Origin of the sequence: Vibrio sp. TMPB1044 (assembly GCF_030442075.1) — a bacterium.
Classification (GTDB): Bacteria; Pseudomonadota; Gammaproteobacteria; order Enterobacterales; family Vibrionaceae; genus Vibrio; species Vibrio satsumensis.
In genome coordinates this window covers 71,815-88,175 of record NZ_JAUJED010000008.1, presented here as the reverse complement: position 1 = coordinate 88,175, position 16,361 = coordinate 71,815, and the positions used below count along the sequence as shown (strand labels likewise).

Below are 16,361 nucleotides of genomic sequence, written 5' to 3'. Positions count from 1 at the left end.
AACTATTCTTTATAAATAAAGAGTGTAATTTTAAAGCTATTACCATTCCAACAGAATGGTAATGAATTGACTGTGCCAAATAACCCCTCTCTATATAGGAAGTAATTATTCGTATTGGTCACTCAGCTCATTGAAATCAAGTTTGTTACCGAAGTAACTGTTATTACGCTCTTTCGAAAAAGAACCAATAACGTTTTGATATTCATCAACGAGTGCCCACACAGATTGATAGGTTTAAATTGTTAAAGAGCTTCTCTTCGTTGTGACTTGCATCACTTCGGAAGAGGCGGCCATTCTAGCGATTTAATTCTCAGTGTCAAACACTTATTTGGAATTAATTCCTACTTTCTAAAAGTAGAAGCGAATCATCACTTAAAGCTAGTTGCCTTACTAACATTCTTCGCTGAAGCCTTGTGGCGTCTGCCGTGTCAGTGAGGCGGCATTATAGAGATGCCGCTCATATTGGCAAGCAATAAATGCGTTTTTTATTAAAAAAAGAGGTTAAGCGACGACATTTCAACCAAGGGCTTATTTATACCATTTTCACCCCAAGTTTCGAACAAACTACCCACAACAACCTGTGGATAACTACTCTCCACTATCAAAAAAGTAAGATAAACGAGCCCTAGGGTTTAGATACTCTCGAACTTGTTCAGGTAACTTGCTTGGATGAACGGCATTAACGATTTTGATCTCTTTAATAAAGAGGTCAATGATCGGGGCTTGAGTTCTTGGCACGCTAGGATCATAGATAAGTACATTTGGATAAAGCATATGCTTAGCGTTAACGGATATCACAATCCCAATCGAATCATTTGAAAGCTGTACTACGGTTCCTGGTGGGTACACTCCCATGAACTTAACCAACAGACCCAAGTTATCTTGGCTATATAGATGTTTACAGCTCTTATATAAGTGAGACAGCGCCAAATACGGGATCATTTGTTGAGATTGCGTTTTACCATGGCAAAGGTTATCGAATGCATTAGCCACAGAGACTATCTTGGCAAATTCATCAATCTCGTGTTCTTTTAAGCCCTCGGGGTAACCAGAACCATCATTCTTCTCATGATGTTGAGCGATCACCTTTTTAGCACTTTCAGGAAAGTCATCAATTCCTGCAACAATATCCGCACCATATTTCGTATGAAGCTTCAGGTAGTTCTCTTCAGGTATTGTCAGGGCGCTTTGCTTTCTTAGTATCGCGACTGGTATTTTGATTTTACCTACATCGTGAAACAGTGCTGCGAAGGAGAGCTCTTTCAATTGTTGTGTATTATAGCCTTTGGCCTTACCTACCATCAGTGCAACAACCGAAACATTTAAAGTATGAAAGTAAATGTCTTCGAAATCCGCTTTAGTATTCATAAGATGCAAGGTAACGTTATCATCGCTCACTAGGGTTTCAACGATATCATCAACAAGAGCCTTAACCTCCCCCACCGCATCTAAAGGTCTGTTACGGATCTTAGTCATCACAGAGCGCATTCGAGCAAGCGAACGTTCAAACTCTCTCTCGCAATGACTCACCCTGCGACGGTAAGAGCTAAGGGTTTCGATACGCTCATGCTTATCTTTCCACATTCTTTCCGTTTCAAGGCTTACCTGTGAATCAATATCAACTTCTTGTTCACCGACGTGATTAACAGGTAGAGGCGAGGTATCACTTTGGCTCAGGTTTATATAGACGTGCTTAATCCCAAGATGTCGAATTACTTTTACTTGAGCGTCATCTTTGATTTTAAAGCTGTTGAATAAAAATGGGTGTTCATTCCATTTTACGGGGAGTCGTATATGCAGACCGGGCTGAATTCGATCTACGGTAATCTTTATGCTGCCCATTTTTATATATAATATTGATGATTAATCTCTATTTATAATTCTAATAAAACCAAGCAGCAATTTCACTATCCAATTTCACAGGTTCAACTTAAAGAATCACAGTGCACCATCCAGCGTATACCAAACTTATCTTCTACTTTGCCAAATCGAGCCCCCCAAAACGTATCTGCGAGTGGAGTCATTATCCGCCCTCCCTTCTTTAGCTTTTCAAAGATTTGTTCTTGAGTCGCGGTATCTTCAGTCACAAGAGATAGAGCGAGATTGTTACCTTCAAGCTCCTTGGCTTTAACGCCATCAGACATCATCAGCTTCATACCAAACGCTTCGAACTCAGCATGCATAACCCAATCAGGTTGAGCTCCCTCTATTACCTGTGGTGCATCACTGAAAAGTTGTTTCGATAAAACCACACCACCAAAACACTTATGATAAAAATCCAACGCTTCACTACAACGACCATCAAAAAATAAGTAAGGGGTTACTGTCAGCATATTTCTCTCCTCTGTTAATCCTTTAAACATAGACAATAGAATAGAGAATGACAGGTAACATCATGATTTAAGATGATTAATTCATTATCAGAGCGAATAGCGAAGGGAAATTATGGGATTTAGGAATGAAACATCAAGATCTGTCTAATTAAAGAAGCCTTCTTGTCGCCACCGCGAAGGCAACGTTATCAGCTCTCCAGATACAACAAAGCCCCGACTTGAGTCGAGGCTTTGTCATTTAAATATGGTACCGGTAGGCGGACTTGAACCGCCACGCCCGAAGGCAACGGATTTTGAATCCGTCGTGTATACCAATTTCACCATACCGGCATTATCTTGGGGCATTGCCCTTTCGATGTTTGGCATTATACGTATGCGAACTGATGTGGCAAGTATAAAAACTTGAATTCATGTGTGTTTGCCGATAATTTCGCCACTAAGTCATAAGCTGTGCGTCATGTCTCTTTTCAGGCTAAGCCTTAAACTATATTCTGACGCCTCAATTTTTAAAGAAGTAATAACACATGACATCAACAAACACTCTGCCACCAGCAGGAGTCATGCGCCGATTTGGTGCCTTGTTCTATGACGCTCTGATCGTAATCGCTATTGAAATGTTGGCGGCTGGCGTCATTGTCGCTCTACTGCACGCGCTCATGGCTCTCGGCATTTTTAACCACAGCGGTTATGCCGATGTTAGTGACTTCTTAACCAACCATCCGATTTGGAGCCCTGCATACACCTTTTACTTGGTGGCCGTTTGGGTCTATTTCTTTGTATTTTTCTGGACTAGAGCAGGTCAAACTCTCGGTATGAGAGCTTGGAAGCTGCGCGTTCAAAACAAAGATGGCTCAGCTATCACAGTAACTCAGGCGCTAATTCGCTTAGGTACTTCAGGTTTTGGATTGGCAAACTTGTGTGTTCCATTCGATCCTCAAAAACGTGGCTTTCACGATATCTGGGCAAAGACCGAAGTCGTTGTGTTACCACAAGCACGATAGCGTGATTTAAGTTAGCTCCAATTAAGATCAAAAAAGGAAGGCGTTAGCCTTCCTTTTTTCTAGTTACAGTTTTCGCCTCAAGAGCATGATGGCTATTCCAAGGAACACTACGCTCGGGGCTATTGCGCCAAAGGCGGGCGGTATTTGATAAACCAAACTCACCGGGCCAAAGAACTCACTGGATATATAGAAGGTAAAGCCAGCAATAACACCTGACAGTATTCTCGCGCCCATGGTTACACTACGCAGAGGACCAAAGATAAACGACAGTGCCATCAACATCATAACTGCGATCGAAATTGGCTGAGTTATCTTTCTCCATAATGCCAGTTCATAACGTGATGCATCTTGCTCTGAAGCTTTGAGGTAAGAAACATAATCATACAATCCACTTAACGACAACTCTTCTGGTTTAACCGTTACTATCGCGAGCTTATCTGGAGCGAGAGAAGTCTCCCAAGAATAAGTTGGTAAACTTTCTTTGGTAATTTGAAGTTCGTTTTCAAAAGACGTGATCTCTACATTCTTCATAGTCCACACGTTATCTCCAACGTAATCCACTTCCTCAGAGTAAATAGCAGTCTTTAGAGCCTTGTTCTCATCAAAGCGCCACATATTCATGCCATATAACTTCTGATCATCGATTTTAACAATGAAGATGAAGTCATTAGCATCACGAGCCCAGACACCACTTTGCGTCGAGATAATATTGCCACCAGCAATAGAGATTGTTCTTAAATCACGAGCCATCTTCTGCGCTTGCGGCGCACCCCATTGACCAAGCAATGTCACCACGATCATCAGTGGAATAGCGGTTTTAAGTACCGATAGGCCGATATCTAACTTAGAGAAGCCTGCCGCCTGCATTACTACCAGTTCAGAACTCGCAGCAAGCATACCTAATCCAATCAAAGCACCAAGCAATGCAGCCATTGGGAAAAACATTTCGATATCACGAGGGATACTTAACAAAACAAAATACAATGCTTGTAATAGATCGTATGTACCACGGCCAACTTTTCTCAGCTGCTCTACATACTTGATAATCCCAGAGAGACCAACAAACGTCACCAATACCAGCGACGTCGTTGCGATGATGGTTCTGCCTATATATAAATCGAGAATCTTAAACACGGCTTAAGCCAACCTCTTATTCTTGAATTTTTCTTTCAAACGCCTTACTGCCACGCTATCCATAAAGTTTGCACCAATCGCGACAAATAACAATAACGCATTAATTGGCCACATGCCGATTACCGCAGGAATACTGCCCTCTTCGATTGAAGACTTAGTTGCACTGATTGCTAAGAAATAGGTGAGATAAATCAGTATTGCTGGGCCGATTTTCGCAAAACGACCTTGTCGAGGGTTTACCGCAGATAGTGGCACGACAAGCATGGTCAACAATGGAATACAAAGTACCAAAGAAATACGCCATTGTAATTCAGCTTTCGCGCTATTATTCGGGTTGCCGATAAGATCAATTGTAGGGATAGCTTCCCAATCTCGACCTTTCTTCTCAACTTCACGTTGACCGATCAGACCTTCGTACTCTTCAAAATGTGTCACCATATAATCAAGACGTGTAGGCACACCTTCATGGCGAGTACCATCGTACATCACGATAACCTGGCGACCATCGCTGAGCTCTTTTACATCTCCCGACTTCGAGAACATCACACTTGGAAGTACTGAATCGCGCGGGCGCATTTGAGCAACGAACACATTTTCTAATTTATTACCGTCGATATCATCAATAAACACCACAGAAGAACCATCCGGTGTACCTTCGAATTTGCCTTTCGGTAATAAATCAACGCTGTTCTCCGCTGCCACTTCTTCATACATTTGTTCAACTTTGTCTTGTGACCAAGGAGATAACCAAAATGAGTTAAAGGCAGCAACTGTCGCCGTAATCAAAGCAAGGTAAAGTGCAGATTGGATCAGGAATTTATTACCAATACCGGTGGCGTTCATGACCACTATTTCACTTTCAGCGTAAAGGCGTCCAAAAGTGAGCAAAATACCAATATAGATACTGAGTGGAAGCATCAACAAGCCCATCGCTGGCATATTTAAGCCAACAATCGACAATATTAGACTCGCAGGGATATCACCATCAGAGGCGTCCGCTAAAACACTGATGAATTTTTGGCTGAGAAACACGAGAAAGAGAACAAAAAAGATCGCAAATTGGCTCTTGATTGTCTCGCGGATCAAATATCTAACAATAATCACGCTCAAATTACCTATACAAAACTTGTTTTTTTGATTGAATCACTATAATTTCCCGTTGAACCTTTTATTTTTTTAAATTTTTAGCTAAGTGTTAGCGTTCTTCTTTAAGGTTAGTTCCATTATAGGATCCAACAAGTAAGAACCCATTATCTAACATTTAGTTCGATTTGTCTTCAGGATGTAGGAGTACGCATGGAGTTCAGTGTAAAAAGTGGCAGCCCAGAGAAGCAACGCAGCGCATGTATCGTTGTCGGTGTATTCGAACCGCGCCGCCTTTCTCCAGTAGCCGAGCAATTAGATAAGATTAGTGATGGCTACATTAGTTCACTGCTTCGTCGCGGTGATCTAGAGGGTAAACCTGGCCAGATGCTACTACTGCATCAAGTACCTGGTGTACTTTCGGAACGTGTTCTACTGGTAGGCTGTGGTAAAGAACGTGAGCTAGGCGAGCGTCAATACAAAGAAATTATCCAAAAAACCATCAGCACACTAAACGAAACTGGTTCTATGGAAGCGGTATGTTTCCTTACAGAACTGCACGTTAAAGGTCGCGATACTTATTGGAAAGTTCGCCAAGCGGTAGAAGCGACTAAAGATGGTCTTTACACATTCGACCAATTCAAGAGCAATAAACCAGAAACTCGTCGCCCACTACGTAAATTGGTATTCAACGTACCAACACGTCGCGAACTGAGCCTTGGTGAGAAAGCAATTTCTCACGGCCTTGCTATTGCTTCAGGTGTAAAAGCGTCTAAAGATCTGGGCAACATGCCACCGAACATCGCAAACCCTGCGTACCTTGCTTCTCAAGCTCGTCGTTTAGCTGACGATTACGAGACAGTGAAGACCAAGATCATTGGCGAAGAAGAGATGGAAAAACTGGGTATGACATCATACCTAGCGGTTGGCCGAGGTTCTAAAAATGAATCCATGATGTCTATCATGGAATACAAAGGCGCTCCGGATCCAGATGCGAAACCGATTGTACTGGTAGGTAAAGGTCTGACTTTTGATTCAGGCGGTATCTCACTTAAGCCTGGTGAAGGTATGGATGAGATGAAGTACGACATGTGTGGTGCTGCGTCTGTATTCGGTACAATGAAAGCATTGGCTAAATTGAACCTACCAATTAACGTGGTTGGTATCCTAGCCGGTTGTGAAAACATGCCTGGCAGCAATGCTTACCGTCCAGGTGATATCCTAACGACAATGTCAGGTCAAACGGTTGAAGTATTAAACACTGATGCTGAAGGTCGCTTGGTTCTATGTGACGCTCTAACTTACGTTGAGCGTTTTGAACCAGATTGTGTTGTCGATGTTGCTACGCTAACTGGCGCATGTGTTATCGCTCTAGGTCACCACATCAGTGGCGTTCTATCGAACCACAACCCGCTTTCTCACGAACTTGTTAATGCTTCTGAGCAAGCAAGTGACCGAGCATGGCGTCTACCTATGGCAGACGAGTACCATGAGCAACTAAACAGCCCGTTCGCTGATATGGCGAACATCGGTGGTCGTCCTGGCGGCACAATTACTGCTGGTTGCTTCCTATCTAAATTTACTAAGAAGTACCACTGGGCACACATCGATAGTGCTGGTACAGCTTGGAAGTCAGGCGCAGCGAAAGGCTCGACAGGTCGTCCTGTCTCAATGCTAGTCCAATTCTTATTGAACCGCAGCGGCCAAGAGACTGAAGAGCAATCTTCAAAATAATAAAAAGGGCCTACGGGCCCTTTTTTAATAAGCGCTATTTGTTAGACCCTGTTAACCAAGTAACATTGATATCCACGATTTTCAGTTCGAGTATTAAGTATGCAGACTGCTACATTTTACATTGTGCCTTCAGACAGCCCGCAAGCCAGCGAAGATGGTTTTGCTCACTATGTGCTGTTTCTTGCTCAGCACTTTGCGAAACAAGGCGCTAAACTTTATCTCAACTGCAATGACAAAGAACATGCCGAGTGTATTGCTGAAGTTTTCTGGCAAGTCGAACCCAGTGAGTTTATAGCGCACAACTTGGTTGGCGAAGGCCCGAAGTATTCAACCAACATCGAAATTGGCTATCAAGGCGTAAAACATAATTGGAATCGTCAGCTAGTAATTAATCTGGCCGATAATCATACAACCTTTGCGAACGCCTTTGCTCAGGTGATAGACTTCGTCCCTTGCGAAGAAAAAGCTAAGCAACTCGCTCGAGAAAGGTATAAAATTTACCGTCAGGCTGGATATCAGCTACAAACTATCGAGATTCAACATCCATAGTCAAACCTCATAGTTAAAGCTATCTTTGGATTTAGATTCAAGAAGCTTCACTTATGAAGTTTGACCACGATTAACCATTCACAGTATCCGTTTAAGAGCACTATGGAAAAGACATACAACCCAACATCAATCGAACAAGCTCTGTATAAGACTTGGGAAGAGAAAGGCTACTTTAAGCCACACGGTGACACATCAAAAGAAGCTTACAGCATCATGATCCCGCCACCGAACGTCACTGGCAGCCTACACATGGGTCACGCGTTCCAAGATACGATCATGGATACGCTTATCCGAGCTCAACGTATGAAAGGCAAAAATACCCTTTGGCAAGTGGGTACTGACCACGCTGGTATCGCAACTCAGATGGTTGTAGAGCGTAAGATTGCTGCTGAAGAAGGCAAAACAAAACACGACTACGGCCGTGAAGCTTTCATCGACAAGATCTGGGAATGGAAAGGCGAGTCAGGTGGTACTATCACTCAACAGCTTCGTCGCCTTGGTGCATCTGTAGATTGGGATCGTGAGCGATTCACTATGGATGACGGCCTATCGGCTGCGACTCAAGAAGTGTTTGTTCGTCTATACGAAGAAGACCTAATCTACCGTGGTAAGCGTCTAGTAAACTGGGATCCTAAACTGCACACTGCAATTTCAGATCTTGAAGTTGAAAACAAAGACAAAAAAGGTTTCATGTGGCACTTCCGCTACCCGCTCGCGAACGGTGTTAAAACGGCTGATGGTAAAGACTACATCGTTGTTGCGACTACTCGTCCAGAAACCATGCTTGGTGATACTGGCGTAGCGGTTAACCCAGAAGATCCTCGTTACAAAGATCTTATCGGTAAAGAAATCCTACTTCCTGTTGTTAACCGTCTTATCCCTATCGTAGGCGATGAGCACGCAGACATGGAAAAAGGCACGGGTTGTGTGAAGATCACACCGGCTCACGACTTTAACGATTACGAAGTTGGTAAGCGCAACAACCTACCAATGATCAATATCCTAACGTTCAACGCTGATATCCGTGATGCTGCTGAAGTATTCACAACCAACGGCGAAGAAAGCGATGTTTACTCAACAGATATCCCTGCTAAGTACCAAGGCATGGAGCGTTTTGCTGCACGTAAAGCTATCGTTGCTGAATTCGATGAACTTGGTCTACTTGAAGAGATCAAAGATCACGACCTAACAGTCCCTTACGGCGACCGTGGTGGCGTGGTTATCGAACCAATGCTGACTGACCAATGGTACGTGCGTACAGCACCTCTTGCAGAACCAGCAGTTAAAGCGGTTGAAGATGGTGAGATCCAATTCGTACCTAAGCAGTACGAAAACATGTACTTCGCGTGGATGCGCGACGTGCAAGACTGGTGTATCTCTCGTCAACTTTGGTGGGGCCACCGTATCCCAGCATGGTACGACAACGACGGTAAAGTTTACGTAGGTCGTACTGAAGAAGAAGTTCGTGAAAAGAACAACCTTTCACCGGTAATTGTTCTTAAGCAAGACAACGACGTTCTTGATACCTGGTTCTCTTCTGCACTTTGGACGTTCGGCACACAAGGCTGGCCTGAAGATACTGAAGCAATGAAAACATTCCACCCATCAGAAGTACTAGTATCTGGTTTTGATATTATCTTCTTCTGGGTTGCTCGTATGATCATGATGACCATGCACTTCGTGAAAGACGAAGATGGCAAGGCTCAAGTACCTTTCAAAACGGTTTACATGACGGGTCTTATCCGTGATGAAAACGGCGACAAGATGTCGAAGTCGAAAGGTAACGTACTTGACCCAATCGACATGATTGACGGCATCGGCCTTGAAGAGCTAGTAGAGAAGCGTTGTGGCAACATGATGCAACCTAAACTGGCTGCTAAGATCGAAAAAGCAACACGTAAAACTTTCGAAAACGGTATCGAACCATACGGTACTGACGCACTGCGTTTCACTCTTGCTGCTATGGCTTCAACTGGCCGTGACATCAACTGGGACATGAAGCGTCTTGAAGGTTACCGTAACTTCTGTAACAAGCTATGGAACGCAAGCCGTTACGTACTGATGAATACAGAAGAGCACGATTGTGGCATGTCACTGTCTGTTGAAGACCGTGCAAACATGGAATTCTCTCTAGCAGACAAGTGGATTGAATCTCAGTTTGAAGTTGCAGCGAAAGAGTTTAATGCTCACCTAGACAACTACCGTCTAGACATGGCAGCAAACACGCTTTACGAATTCATCTGGAACCAATTCTGTGACTGGTACCTAGAGCTAACTAAGCCTGTTCTTTGGAAAGGTACTGAAGCTCAACAACAAGCAACTCGTTACACGCTTATCACGGTTCTAGAGAAGACTCTGCGTCTTGCTCACCCAGTTCTTCCTTACATCACTGAATCTATCTGGCAGAGCGTTAAGCCGCTAGTAGACGGCGTTGAAGGCGAGACAATTATGACTCAAGCGCTTCCTCAGTTTAACGAAGATAACTTCAATGCTGAGATCGTAGAAGACATCGAATGGGTTAAGACTTTCATCACAGCTATCCGTAACCTACGTGCGGAATACGACATTGCACCAAGCCAAGGCTTAGAAGTAATGATCAAAGTGGCTGATGAGAAAGATGCAGCTCGTATCGAAGCGAACAAGATCGTTCTTAACTCTCTAGCTAAACTAGACGATATTAAAGTTCTAGCAGACGGAGAAGAGACTCCGGCTTGTGCAACTAAACTGGTTGGCAAATCTGAGCTGATGATCCCAATGGCGGGTCTTATCGACAAAGATGCTGAGCTTGCTCGTCTAGATAAAGAAGTAGCGAAGACTCACGGCGAGATTAAGCGTATCGAAGGTAAGCTAGGTAACGAAGGTTTCGTTGCTAAAGCGCCAGAAGCGGTTATCGCGAAAGAGCGTGAAAAGCTTGAAGGCTACCAAGAGACTCTTGTTAAGCTTGAAGAGCAAAAAGCGACAATCGCTGCGCTTTAAAACCGAGTGAACGAGAGGCTTCGAACTTCTCGCTCTAAATAGAAAGGTTGGTCTTCGTGACCAGCCTTTTTTTATACCTCTGACTACTATGCTTCTCACTCTAGCCTCAATTATTGATAGGTTTCATCTATCAAATTAATCTCTACTTCCCATTATACTTAATGATAATAATTCTCAATAATAGGTCTATCGAAACAACACAACGATTGAGTAATTATCATGAAAAAGACACTAACCTTTGCTGCATTACATTTTACTATCGCATTTAGTGTCGCTTATGTACTAACAGGCGACATCTTAATTGGTAGCTTAATCGCTATGATTGAGCCCTCAGTGAATACTGTTGCCTTCTATTTTCATGAAAAGGCGTGGGCTCAGGTTCCTGCTCTTAAAGCTCGTCAGTGGATGACCAAATTAAAAACAGCAAGCTTTGCTACCATCCACTTTAGTGTTGCCTTTACCGTTGTCTACTTGTTGACTGGCGATGCCTTCATTGGCGGTGTGATGGCTTTGCTAGAGCCAACTTTGAATACAGTTGCTTACTACTTCCATGAGAAAGTCTGGTTACGTAAATCAGGTGACCAAATGGCACAGCAACAATTCTGTTTGCACCAACATGCTTAGTCACCATATATTGGGTCACATATTAGTGACCCTTTCATAGGCAGATCATGGAAAAAATTGCTGAGTTCACCCTTAGATCCATTACACCGCAAGACAACCCAAGCATCGCACAAGTCATTCGCCAAGTTTCGGCTGAGCATGGGCTCACAGAAGATAAAGGCTATGGCGTGGCCGATCCAACACTCGATGATATGTACTCTGTCTACAGCCAAGCAAATGCAATGTATTGGATTATCGAACACAACGGAAAAATCGTCGGAGGCGGTGGCTTTGCCCCTCTAGCAGGTAAACCCAATGTGTGTGAGCTACAAAAAATGTACTTCTTACCGCAAACTCGAGGGCATGGCCTAGCCAAGCGAATTGTTGCTTTGAGCTTAAAGCAAGCAAAACAACTTGGGTATCAACACATGTATTTAGAAACGACGGAGTGCTTAGGTGCTGCGGTCAAACTCTATGAGAAGCTTGGGTTTGAGCATCTTGACTCAGCTTGGGGAGAAACAGGCCACGACGCTTGTGAGGTTGTCATGGCCAAGTCGTTATAAGCAGAATGTGCCGCTATAGCGAGAGAAGATAGTGCTAAAATATACGAAGTTAGCGTAGAAAGTTACTGACGCAAGAAGTTGGGTTCAAGGCAACAAAAGAGCTCTCTTCTTGCCCATCAAGTACCACTTCTAATTGGTATAGATGCTTAGGGTTGGGCTTCTCAAGGTTAAATACCATAGGAGCTTCCACCTGAAACACAACGCCGGTATGTTCTGCGCGCACATCTATCGGCATTACGAGTGTCATGCCATTAAACTTGATGGATGCCGATATTAACCCTGGCTTTAGCGTTTGATAGATAACATCTACTTTGAACTCACAGCCACCGCCATGGTGCCAGATCTGCTCTGTGACAACTTGCTCTAGTTTGACGTTTCGAACGAACTGCAGGTATGGTGCTTGCCAGATTCCGATACGAGAATCCGATTTAGCGACAACCTGTGAAGATAGAGAATCATCCATATCCTCTTCAAGCAACAGGCTCTCTTCTTCTTCAAGGAAAAGGATCTCAAAACGGTTTCGGCCGGACTGCATATAAGGACGGATATCTTTACGGTATTCAGCTTGGCTACCATCACAATCAAACACAGCCACACCATTAAGTCGAACTTCAGCAAAGTAATCAACCCCAGCCATCACTAACTCAACAAGTGGGCACGCCAACATGGCGTCATCCACTTCGATGTCGTGCATCAGATGCCACTCTTGCTCTGCAATTTCGTTTTCACTCAAGCTATCAGGGAGCTTTGAGCTTAACGGAGCCGGAAAAGTGATGTCATCTTGTGGGATAGAGAGATCCGTCAGTGGCGAAATTTGCCAAAGACCATCGAGAAGCAACCGCATATCATTCCTTGAGCTAGATCAATTTTGACCGCATTATAATGAATGAATGCATATAAAGACATTTATTTTTCTGAGGGTAAAAAAATGCCAGCTCGAGGCTGGCATTTTTTAAAATTGGGAAATAATTACTCTTCGCCTTCATCATCTTCGTCTGGGTAGATAGCATCTTCACCTTCGTAGTAAGTGCCCCAACCGTCGTAGATAATGTCAAACTTCTCTGCAAGGTTCACAAGCTTCTCAACTTGCTCATCGATCGCTTCTGCATTCAGAGTACATTGCATCGTTGCATCACAACAAAGCAGCTTATTGCCATCTTCGTCTTCTGTCTCTTCAGCTTCAAGCACTTCAAAACCCATTTTGAATGCTTCAACAACCGCTTTTTCAAGCACATCGAAATCTTCAGCAAATAGGTGATGCTCGATATCGTATAGAGCTTCAGGATCGCTACCATCTTCAATTAATGCTGTAATGATGTCGCGAGTCTCTTCCTTTTGAAATTCAATTAATTCCGCTACTGATAGATATTCATCTTCGTGAGACATGTGTCTGCTCCAGAGTGTTGACTATGAAAAGATCAAATTTGATTGCCACGAAATATGGCACGGATCGTCCAGAAAAGCCACCCAGATCAGGCCTAGAAAGGTAAGTTTATCACGAGATCGCTGAGCCAATATCAATTCAAAAGTGAAATCAAAATCACAGAAACAAATTTTCAACATTTTATTAACTGACGTGTATTTTAGCATTTCGTTTTTATGGACACTTTAGGACTTATTGAATAAAACTTGCGTGATTAGTCACGTTAGGTGCATACGCTAAACCGCTTTTGGGGTGCATAAATCCTCAGCTTGTTATCAAAAAGTGCATAATAGTGAATAAAAAATCACGATTAATAAGCAAAATTCAATTCTAACAAGCCATGAATTGAGCATAGATCCTCAAAAACGTTGTTCTGTTCGATAGCCAGTTAATTGGAGTTTAATCTGCATAAAGTTAAGAATTTCAGATTTTATGACCAATAATCAGCCAAATACCTTGCATTAACTCAATCTGCAAAACTTGCATATTACGGACAAGCTTGTCATAAATAGACACTGGATTAATAGTAAGGATGCAAAATGAGTAAGCTGTACGTTGGCTCCGAAGTCGGTCAATTGAGACGAGTTCTCCTAAATAGACCAGAAAGAGCACTCACCCACCTCACCCCTTCAAACTGCCATGATCTTCTATTTGATGATGTACTTGCCGTTGAAGCCGCAGGTGAAGAACATGACGCCTTTGCAGAAACGCTGCGCAGTCAAGACGTAGAAGTGCTATTGCTTCATGACCTGCTCGTAGAGACGCTTGCCGTATCTCAGGCTCGTGAATGGTTGCTGAATACTCAAATCTCAGATTTCCGTTATGGGCCGACTTTTGCCCGTGACTTAAGAAACTACCTTGCTCAAATGGATAATGAACATCTAGCAACGATCTTACTCGGTGGCTTGGCCTACTCTGAGCTTCCTATCAAATCATCATCGATGCTGCCTAAAATGCATCGACCGCTCGATTTCGTTATCGAGCCACTGCCGAACCACCTATTTACGCGAGATACCTCATGCTGGGTTTACGGCGGTGTGTCGCTAAACCCAATGATGAAACCGGCTCGTCAACGCGAAACAAACCACTTACGTGCTATCTATCGCTGGCACCCAGTGTTTGCCGGTCAAGACTTCATTAAGTACTTTGGTGATGAAGATCTGCACTACGACAACGCTAATATTGAAGGCGGTGACGTATTGGTTATTGGTAAAGGTGCGGTACTGGTTGGCATCTCTGAGCGTACGAAACCACAAGGTGTCGAAAACCTAGCGGCTAGTCTATTCAGATCAGGCCAAGCAACCGAAGTGATTGCTATCGATTTACCAAAACACCGCTCTTGTATGCACCTTGATACGGTGATGACACACATGGATATCGACACTTTCTCTGTCTACCCAGAGATTGTTCGCAAAGATCTAGACACTTGGCGCCTAACACCTAAAGAAAATGGCGAAATGCGTGTCGAAAAAGCTGAAAACTACCTCTCAGCGATTGAAGGCGCACTAGGCCTTGATCAACTGAAGATCATCACTACCGGCGGTGACAACTACGAAGCTGAGCGTGAACAGTGGAATGACGCTAACAACGTGCTGACGGTGAAGCCAGGTACAGTGATCGGTTATGAGCGTAATGTTTACACCAATGAGAAATACGACAAGGCGGGTATCGAAGTTCTAACGATTCCTGGCAACGAGCTAGGCCGTGGTCGTGGCGGCGCACGCTGTATGAGCTGCCCTATCGAAAGAGATGGTATCTAAGTCAAAGAGCTCAGTTAAACGGACTCAATAACTTATCTAGGCCAGTATTCATTTACTGGCCTTTTTTATTAAATAAATAAAATAAATATTCACAAATATAGCATTTTTATGTTTAACTGAGTTCTTCATTGATTCTATATTCGCAAGGAGCGAGAGATGGCCTTTAATCTTCGCAATCGTAACTTTCTAAAACTTCTCGACTTTACTCCTAAAGAGATTCAGTTTTTACTCGATCTGTCTGCTGATCTAAAAAAAGCTAAGTATGCAGGAACAGAGCAGAAAAAGCTTAACGGTAAAAACATCGCTTTGATCTTTGAAAAAGCATCAACTCGAACTCGATGTGCTTTTGAAGTAGCCGCCTTTGATCAAGGTGCTCAAGTCTCTTACCTTGGCCCTTCTGGTTCTCAGATTGGTCAAAAAGAATCAATGAAAGATACGGCTCGTGTATTGGGACGTATGTACGATGGCATCGAATATCGTGGTTTTGGCCAGAGTATTGTTGAAGACCTAGGCGCTTATGCGGGCGTGCCTGTTTGGAATGGCTTAACCGATGAGTTCCACCCTACTCAGATTTTGGCTGATTTCCTCACTATGCTTGAGCATGGCCGCGGAAAACATCTGCACCAAATAAGCTTTGCTTATCTAGGCGATGCACGCAATAACATGGGTAACTCTCTGTTAGTCGGTGCGGCGAAGATGGGCATGGATATTCGCCTTGTCGCTCCAAAAGCTTTTTGGCCGGAAGAGCAGCTCGTTGAAGAGTGCCAAGCTATCGCGCAAAGTACAGGTGCCAAAATCACGCTGACAGAAGACGTTGCTGAAGGCGTAAAAGGCTGTGATTTCCTTTACACCGATGTTTGGGTTTCGATGGGCGAGGCGCCAGAAGCTTGGGACGAACGTGTTGCTGTTATGACGCCTTACCAAGTGAATATGGATGTTATTAAGCTGACGGGGAACCCTCAAGTGAAATTCATGCACTGCTTACCTGCTTTCCACAACAATGAAACCGTAATCGGCCAGCAAGTCGCAGACAAGTATGGAATGAACGGTTTAGAAGTCACTGACGAAGTCTTTGAATCGGATTACTCAATTGTGTTTGATGAAGCAGAGAATCGCATGCACACCATCAAAGCGGTAATGGTTGCGACACTGGGCCAATAGCGAATATTGAAAGTAAACAAAAGCTTGATGTAATCGCTTGC

At 43.6% G+C, this 16,361-nt stretch carries 14 protein-coding genes and 1 tRNA gene; 8 read left to right on the top strand and 7 right to left on the bottom strand.

The window, feature by feature from the left end:
- Window positions 1-588: 588 nt before the first annotated feature.
- The 3 genes from QQ041_RS03810 to QQ041_RS03800 form a co-directional block, all read right to left on the bottom strand.
- The gene (locus tag QQ041_RS03810; protein WP_285953147.1) at window positions 589-1,842 is read right to left on the bottom strand and encodes an HD-GYP domain-containing protein; all 1,254 of its coding nucleotides are present in this window, start codon (window positions 1,840-1,842) and stop codon (window positions 589-591) included.
- Window positions 1,843-1,925: 83 nt separating this feature from the next.
- Window positions 1,926-2,333, bottom strand: a complete 408-nt coding sequence (locus tag QQ041_RS03805) for a VOC family protein (RefSeq protein WP_048605864.1) — start codon at window positions 2,331-2,333, stop codon at window positions 1,926-1,928.
- 245 nt (window positions 2,334-2,578) lie between these two features.
- Window positions 2,579-2,663 (bottom strand) — tRNA-Leu (locus QQ041_RS03800).
- A gap of 194 nt (window positions 2,664-2,857) precedes the next feature.
- Here QQ041_RS03800 and QQ041_RS03795 point away from each other — a divergent pair.
- The gene (locus QQ041_RS03795; protein WP_048659251.1) at window positions 2,858-3,334 is read left to right on the top strand and encodes an RDD family protein; all 477 of its coding nucleotides are present in this window, start codon (window positions 2,858-2,860) and stop codon (window positions 3,332-3,334) included.
- 63 nt (window positions 3,335-3,397) lie between these two features.
- On the opposite strand, the gene lptG is transcribed toward QQ041_RS03795, so the two are convergent.
- Together lptG and lptF are read right to left on the bottom strand one after the other, a co-directional pair.
- Complete coding sequence (lptG, locus tag QQ041_RS03790) at window positions 3,398-4,468, bottom strand: LPS export ABC transporter permease LptG (RefSeq protein ID WP_060983499.1); 1,071 nt, start codon at window positions 4,466-4,468, stop codon at window positions 3,398-3,400.
- Between the two features lie 3 nt (window positions 4,469-4,471).
- On the bottom strand, window positions 4,472-5,572 hold the full coding sequence (gene lptF / locus QQ041_RS03785) for an LPS export ABC transporter permease LptF (RefSeq protein WP_146489810.1): 1,101 nt from the start codon (window positions 5,570-5,572) through the stop codon (window positions 4,472-4,474).
- 192 nt (window positions 5,573-5,764) lie between these two features.
- Here lptF and pepA point away from each other — a divergent pair, with 192 nt between their 5' ends.
- From pepA to QQ041_RS03760, 5 genes are all read left to right on the top strand, one after another.
- The gene (gene pepA, locus QQ041_RS03780) at window positions 5,765-7,285 is read left to right on the top strand and encodes a leucyl aminopeptidase (RefSeq protein ID WP_017058936.1); all 1,521 of its coding nucleotides are present in this window, start codon (window positions 5,765-5,767) and stop codon (window positions 7,283-7,285) included.
- Between the two features lie 99 nt (window positions 7,286-7,384).
- On the top strand, window positions 7,385-7,834 hold the full coding sequence (locus QQ041_RS03775; RefSeq protein WP_136979701.1) for a DNA polymerase III subunit chi: 450 nt from the start codon (window positions 7,385-7,387) through the stop codon (window positions 7,832-7,834).
- Between the two features lie 102 nt (window positions 7,835-7,936).
- A complete protein-coding gene (locus tag QQ041_RS03770) occupies window positions 7,937-10,810 on the top strand; it encodes a valine--tRNA ligase (protein WP_285953146.1) in 2,874 nt (957 codons plus the stop codon).
- A 219-nt stretch (window positions 10,811-11,029) separates the two neighbouring features.
- Window positions 11,030-11,434, top strand: a complete 405-nt coding sequence (locus QQ041_RS03765) for a DUF2061 domain-containing protein (protein WP_017058933.1) — start codon at window positions 11,030-11,032, stop codon at window positions 11,432-11,434.
- A 47-nt stretch (window positions 11,435-11,481) separates the two neighbouring features.
- The gene (locus QQ041_RS03760; protein WP_136979705.1) at window positions 11,482-11,976 is read left to right on the top strand and encodes a GNAT family N-acetyltransferase; all 495 of its coding nucleotides are present in this window, start codon (window positions 11,482-11,484) and stop codon (window positions 11,974-11,976) included.
- 49 nt (window positions 11,977-12,025) lie between these two features.
- Here QQ041_RS03760 and QQ041_RS03755 read toward each other — a convergent pair whose 3' ends face one another.
- Window positions 12,026-12,820 (bottom strand): hypothetical protein, encoded by a 795-nt coding sequence (locus tag QQ041_RS03755; protein ID WP_146489812.1) that lies wholly within the window; start codon window positions 12,818-12,820, stop codon window positions 12,026-12,028.
- Between the two features lie 125 nt (window positions 12,821-12,945).
- The gene (rraB, locus tag QQ041_RS03750; protein ID WP_017058930.1) at window positions 12,946-13,362 is read right to left on the bottom strand and encodes a ribonuclease E inhibitor RraB; all 417 of its coding nucleotides are present in this window, start codon (window positions 13,360-13,362) and stop codon (window positions 12,946-12,948) included.
- A gap of 576 nt (window positions 13,363-13,938) precedes the next feature.
- Between rraB and arcA the strand changes: the two genes are divergently transcribed.
- Window positions 13,939-15,159, top strand: coding sequence for an arginine deiminase (gene arcA / locus QQ041_RS03745; RefSeq protein WP_019821481.1), 1,221 nt, complete (start codon window positions 13,939-13,941; stop codon window positions 15,157-15,159).
- 156 nt (window positions 15,160-15,315) lie between these two features.
- Complete coding sequence (locus QQ041_RS03740) at window positions 15,316-16,320, top strand: ornithine carbamoyltransferase (protein WP_019821479.1); 1,005 nt, start codon at window positions 15,316-15,318, stop codon at window positions 16,318-16,320.
- The last annotated feature ends 41 nt before the right edge of the window (window positions 16,321-16,361 follow it).

What these genes read in the sequence shown, in the direction of transcription:
- rraB (WP_017058930.1), bottom strand. Translation starts at nt 13,362, where the DNA reads ATGTCTCACGAAGATGAATATCTATCAGTAGCGGAATTAATTGAATTT.
- pepA (WP_017058936.1), top strand. Translation starts at nt 5,765, where the DNA reads ATGGAGTTCAGTGTAAAAAGTGGCAGCCCAGAGAAGCAACGCAGCGCA.
- QQ041_RS03755 (WP_146489812.1), bottom strand. Translation starts at nt 12,820, where the DNA reads ATGCGGTTGCTTCTCGATGGTCTTTGGCAAATTTCGCCACTGACGGAT.
- QQ041_RS03740 (WP_019821479.1), top strand. Translation starts at nt 15,316, where the DNA reads ATGGCCTTTAATCTTCGCAATCGTAACTTTCTAAAACTTCTCGACTTT.
- QQ041_RS03775 (WP_136979701.1), top strand. Translation starts at nt 7,385, where the DNA reads ATGCAGACTGCTACATTTTACATTGTGCCTTCAGACAGCCCGCAAGCC.
- QQ041_RS03765 (WP_017058933.1), top strand. Translation starts at nt 11,030, where the DNA reads ATGAAAAAGACACTAACCTTTGCTGCATTACATTTTACTATCGCATTT.
- QQ041_RS03795 (WP_048659251.1), top strand. Translation starts at nt 2,858, where the DNA reads ATGACATCAACAAACACTCTGCCACCAGCAGGAGTCATGCGCCGATTT.
- arcA (WP_019821481.1), top strand. Translation starts at nt 13,939, where the DNA reads ATGAGTAAGCTGTACGTTGGCTCCGAAGTCGGTCAATTGAGACGAGTT.
- QQ041_RS03805 (WP_048605864.1), bottom strand. Translation starts at nt 2,333, where the DNA reads ATGCTGACAGTAACCCCTTACTTATTTTTTGATGGTCGTTGTAGTGAA.
- QQ041_RS03810 (WP_285953147.1), bottom strand. Translation starts at nt 1,842, where the DNA reads ATGGGCAGCATAAAGATTACCGTAGATCGAATTCAGCCCGGTCTGCAT.
- QQ041_RS03770 (WP_285953146.1), top strand. Translation starts at nt 7,937, where the DNA reads ATGGAAAAGACATACAACCCAACATCAATCGAACAAGCTCTGTATAAG.
- QQ041_RS03760 (WP_136979705.1), top strand. Translation starts at nt 11,482, where the DNA reads ATGGAAAAAATTGCTGAGTTCACCCTTAGATCCATTACACCGCAAGAC.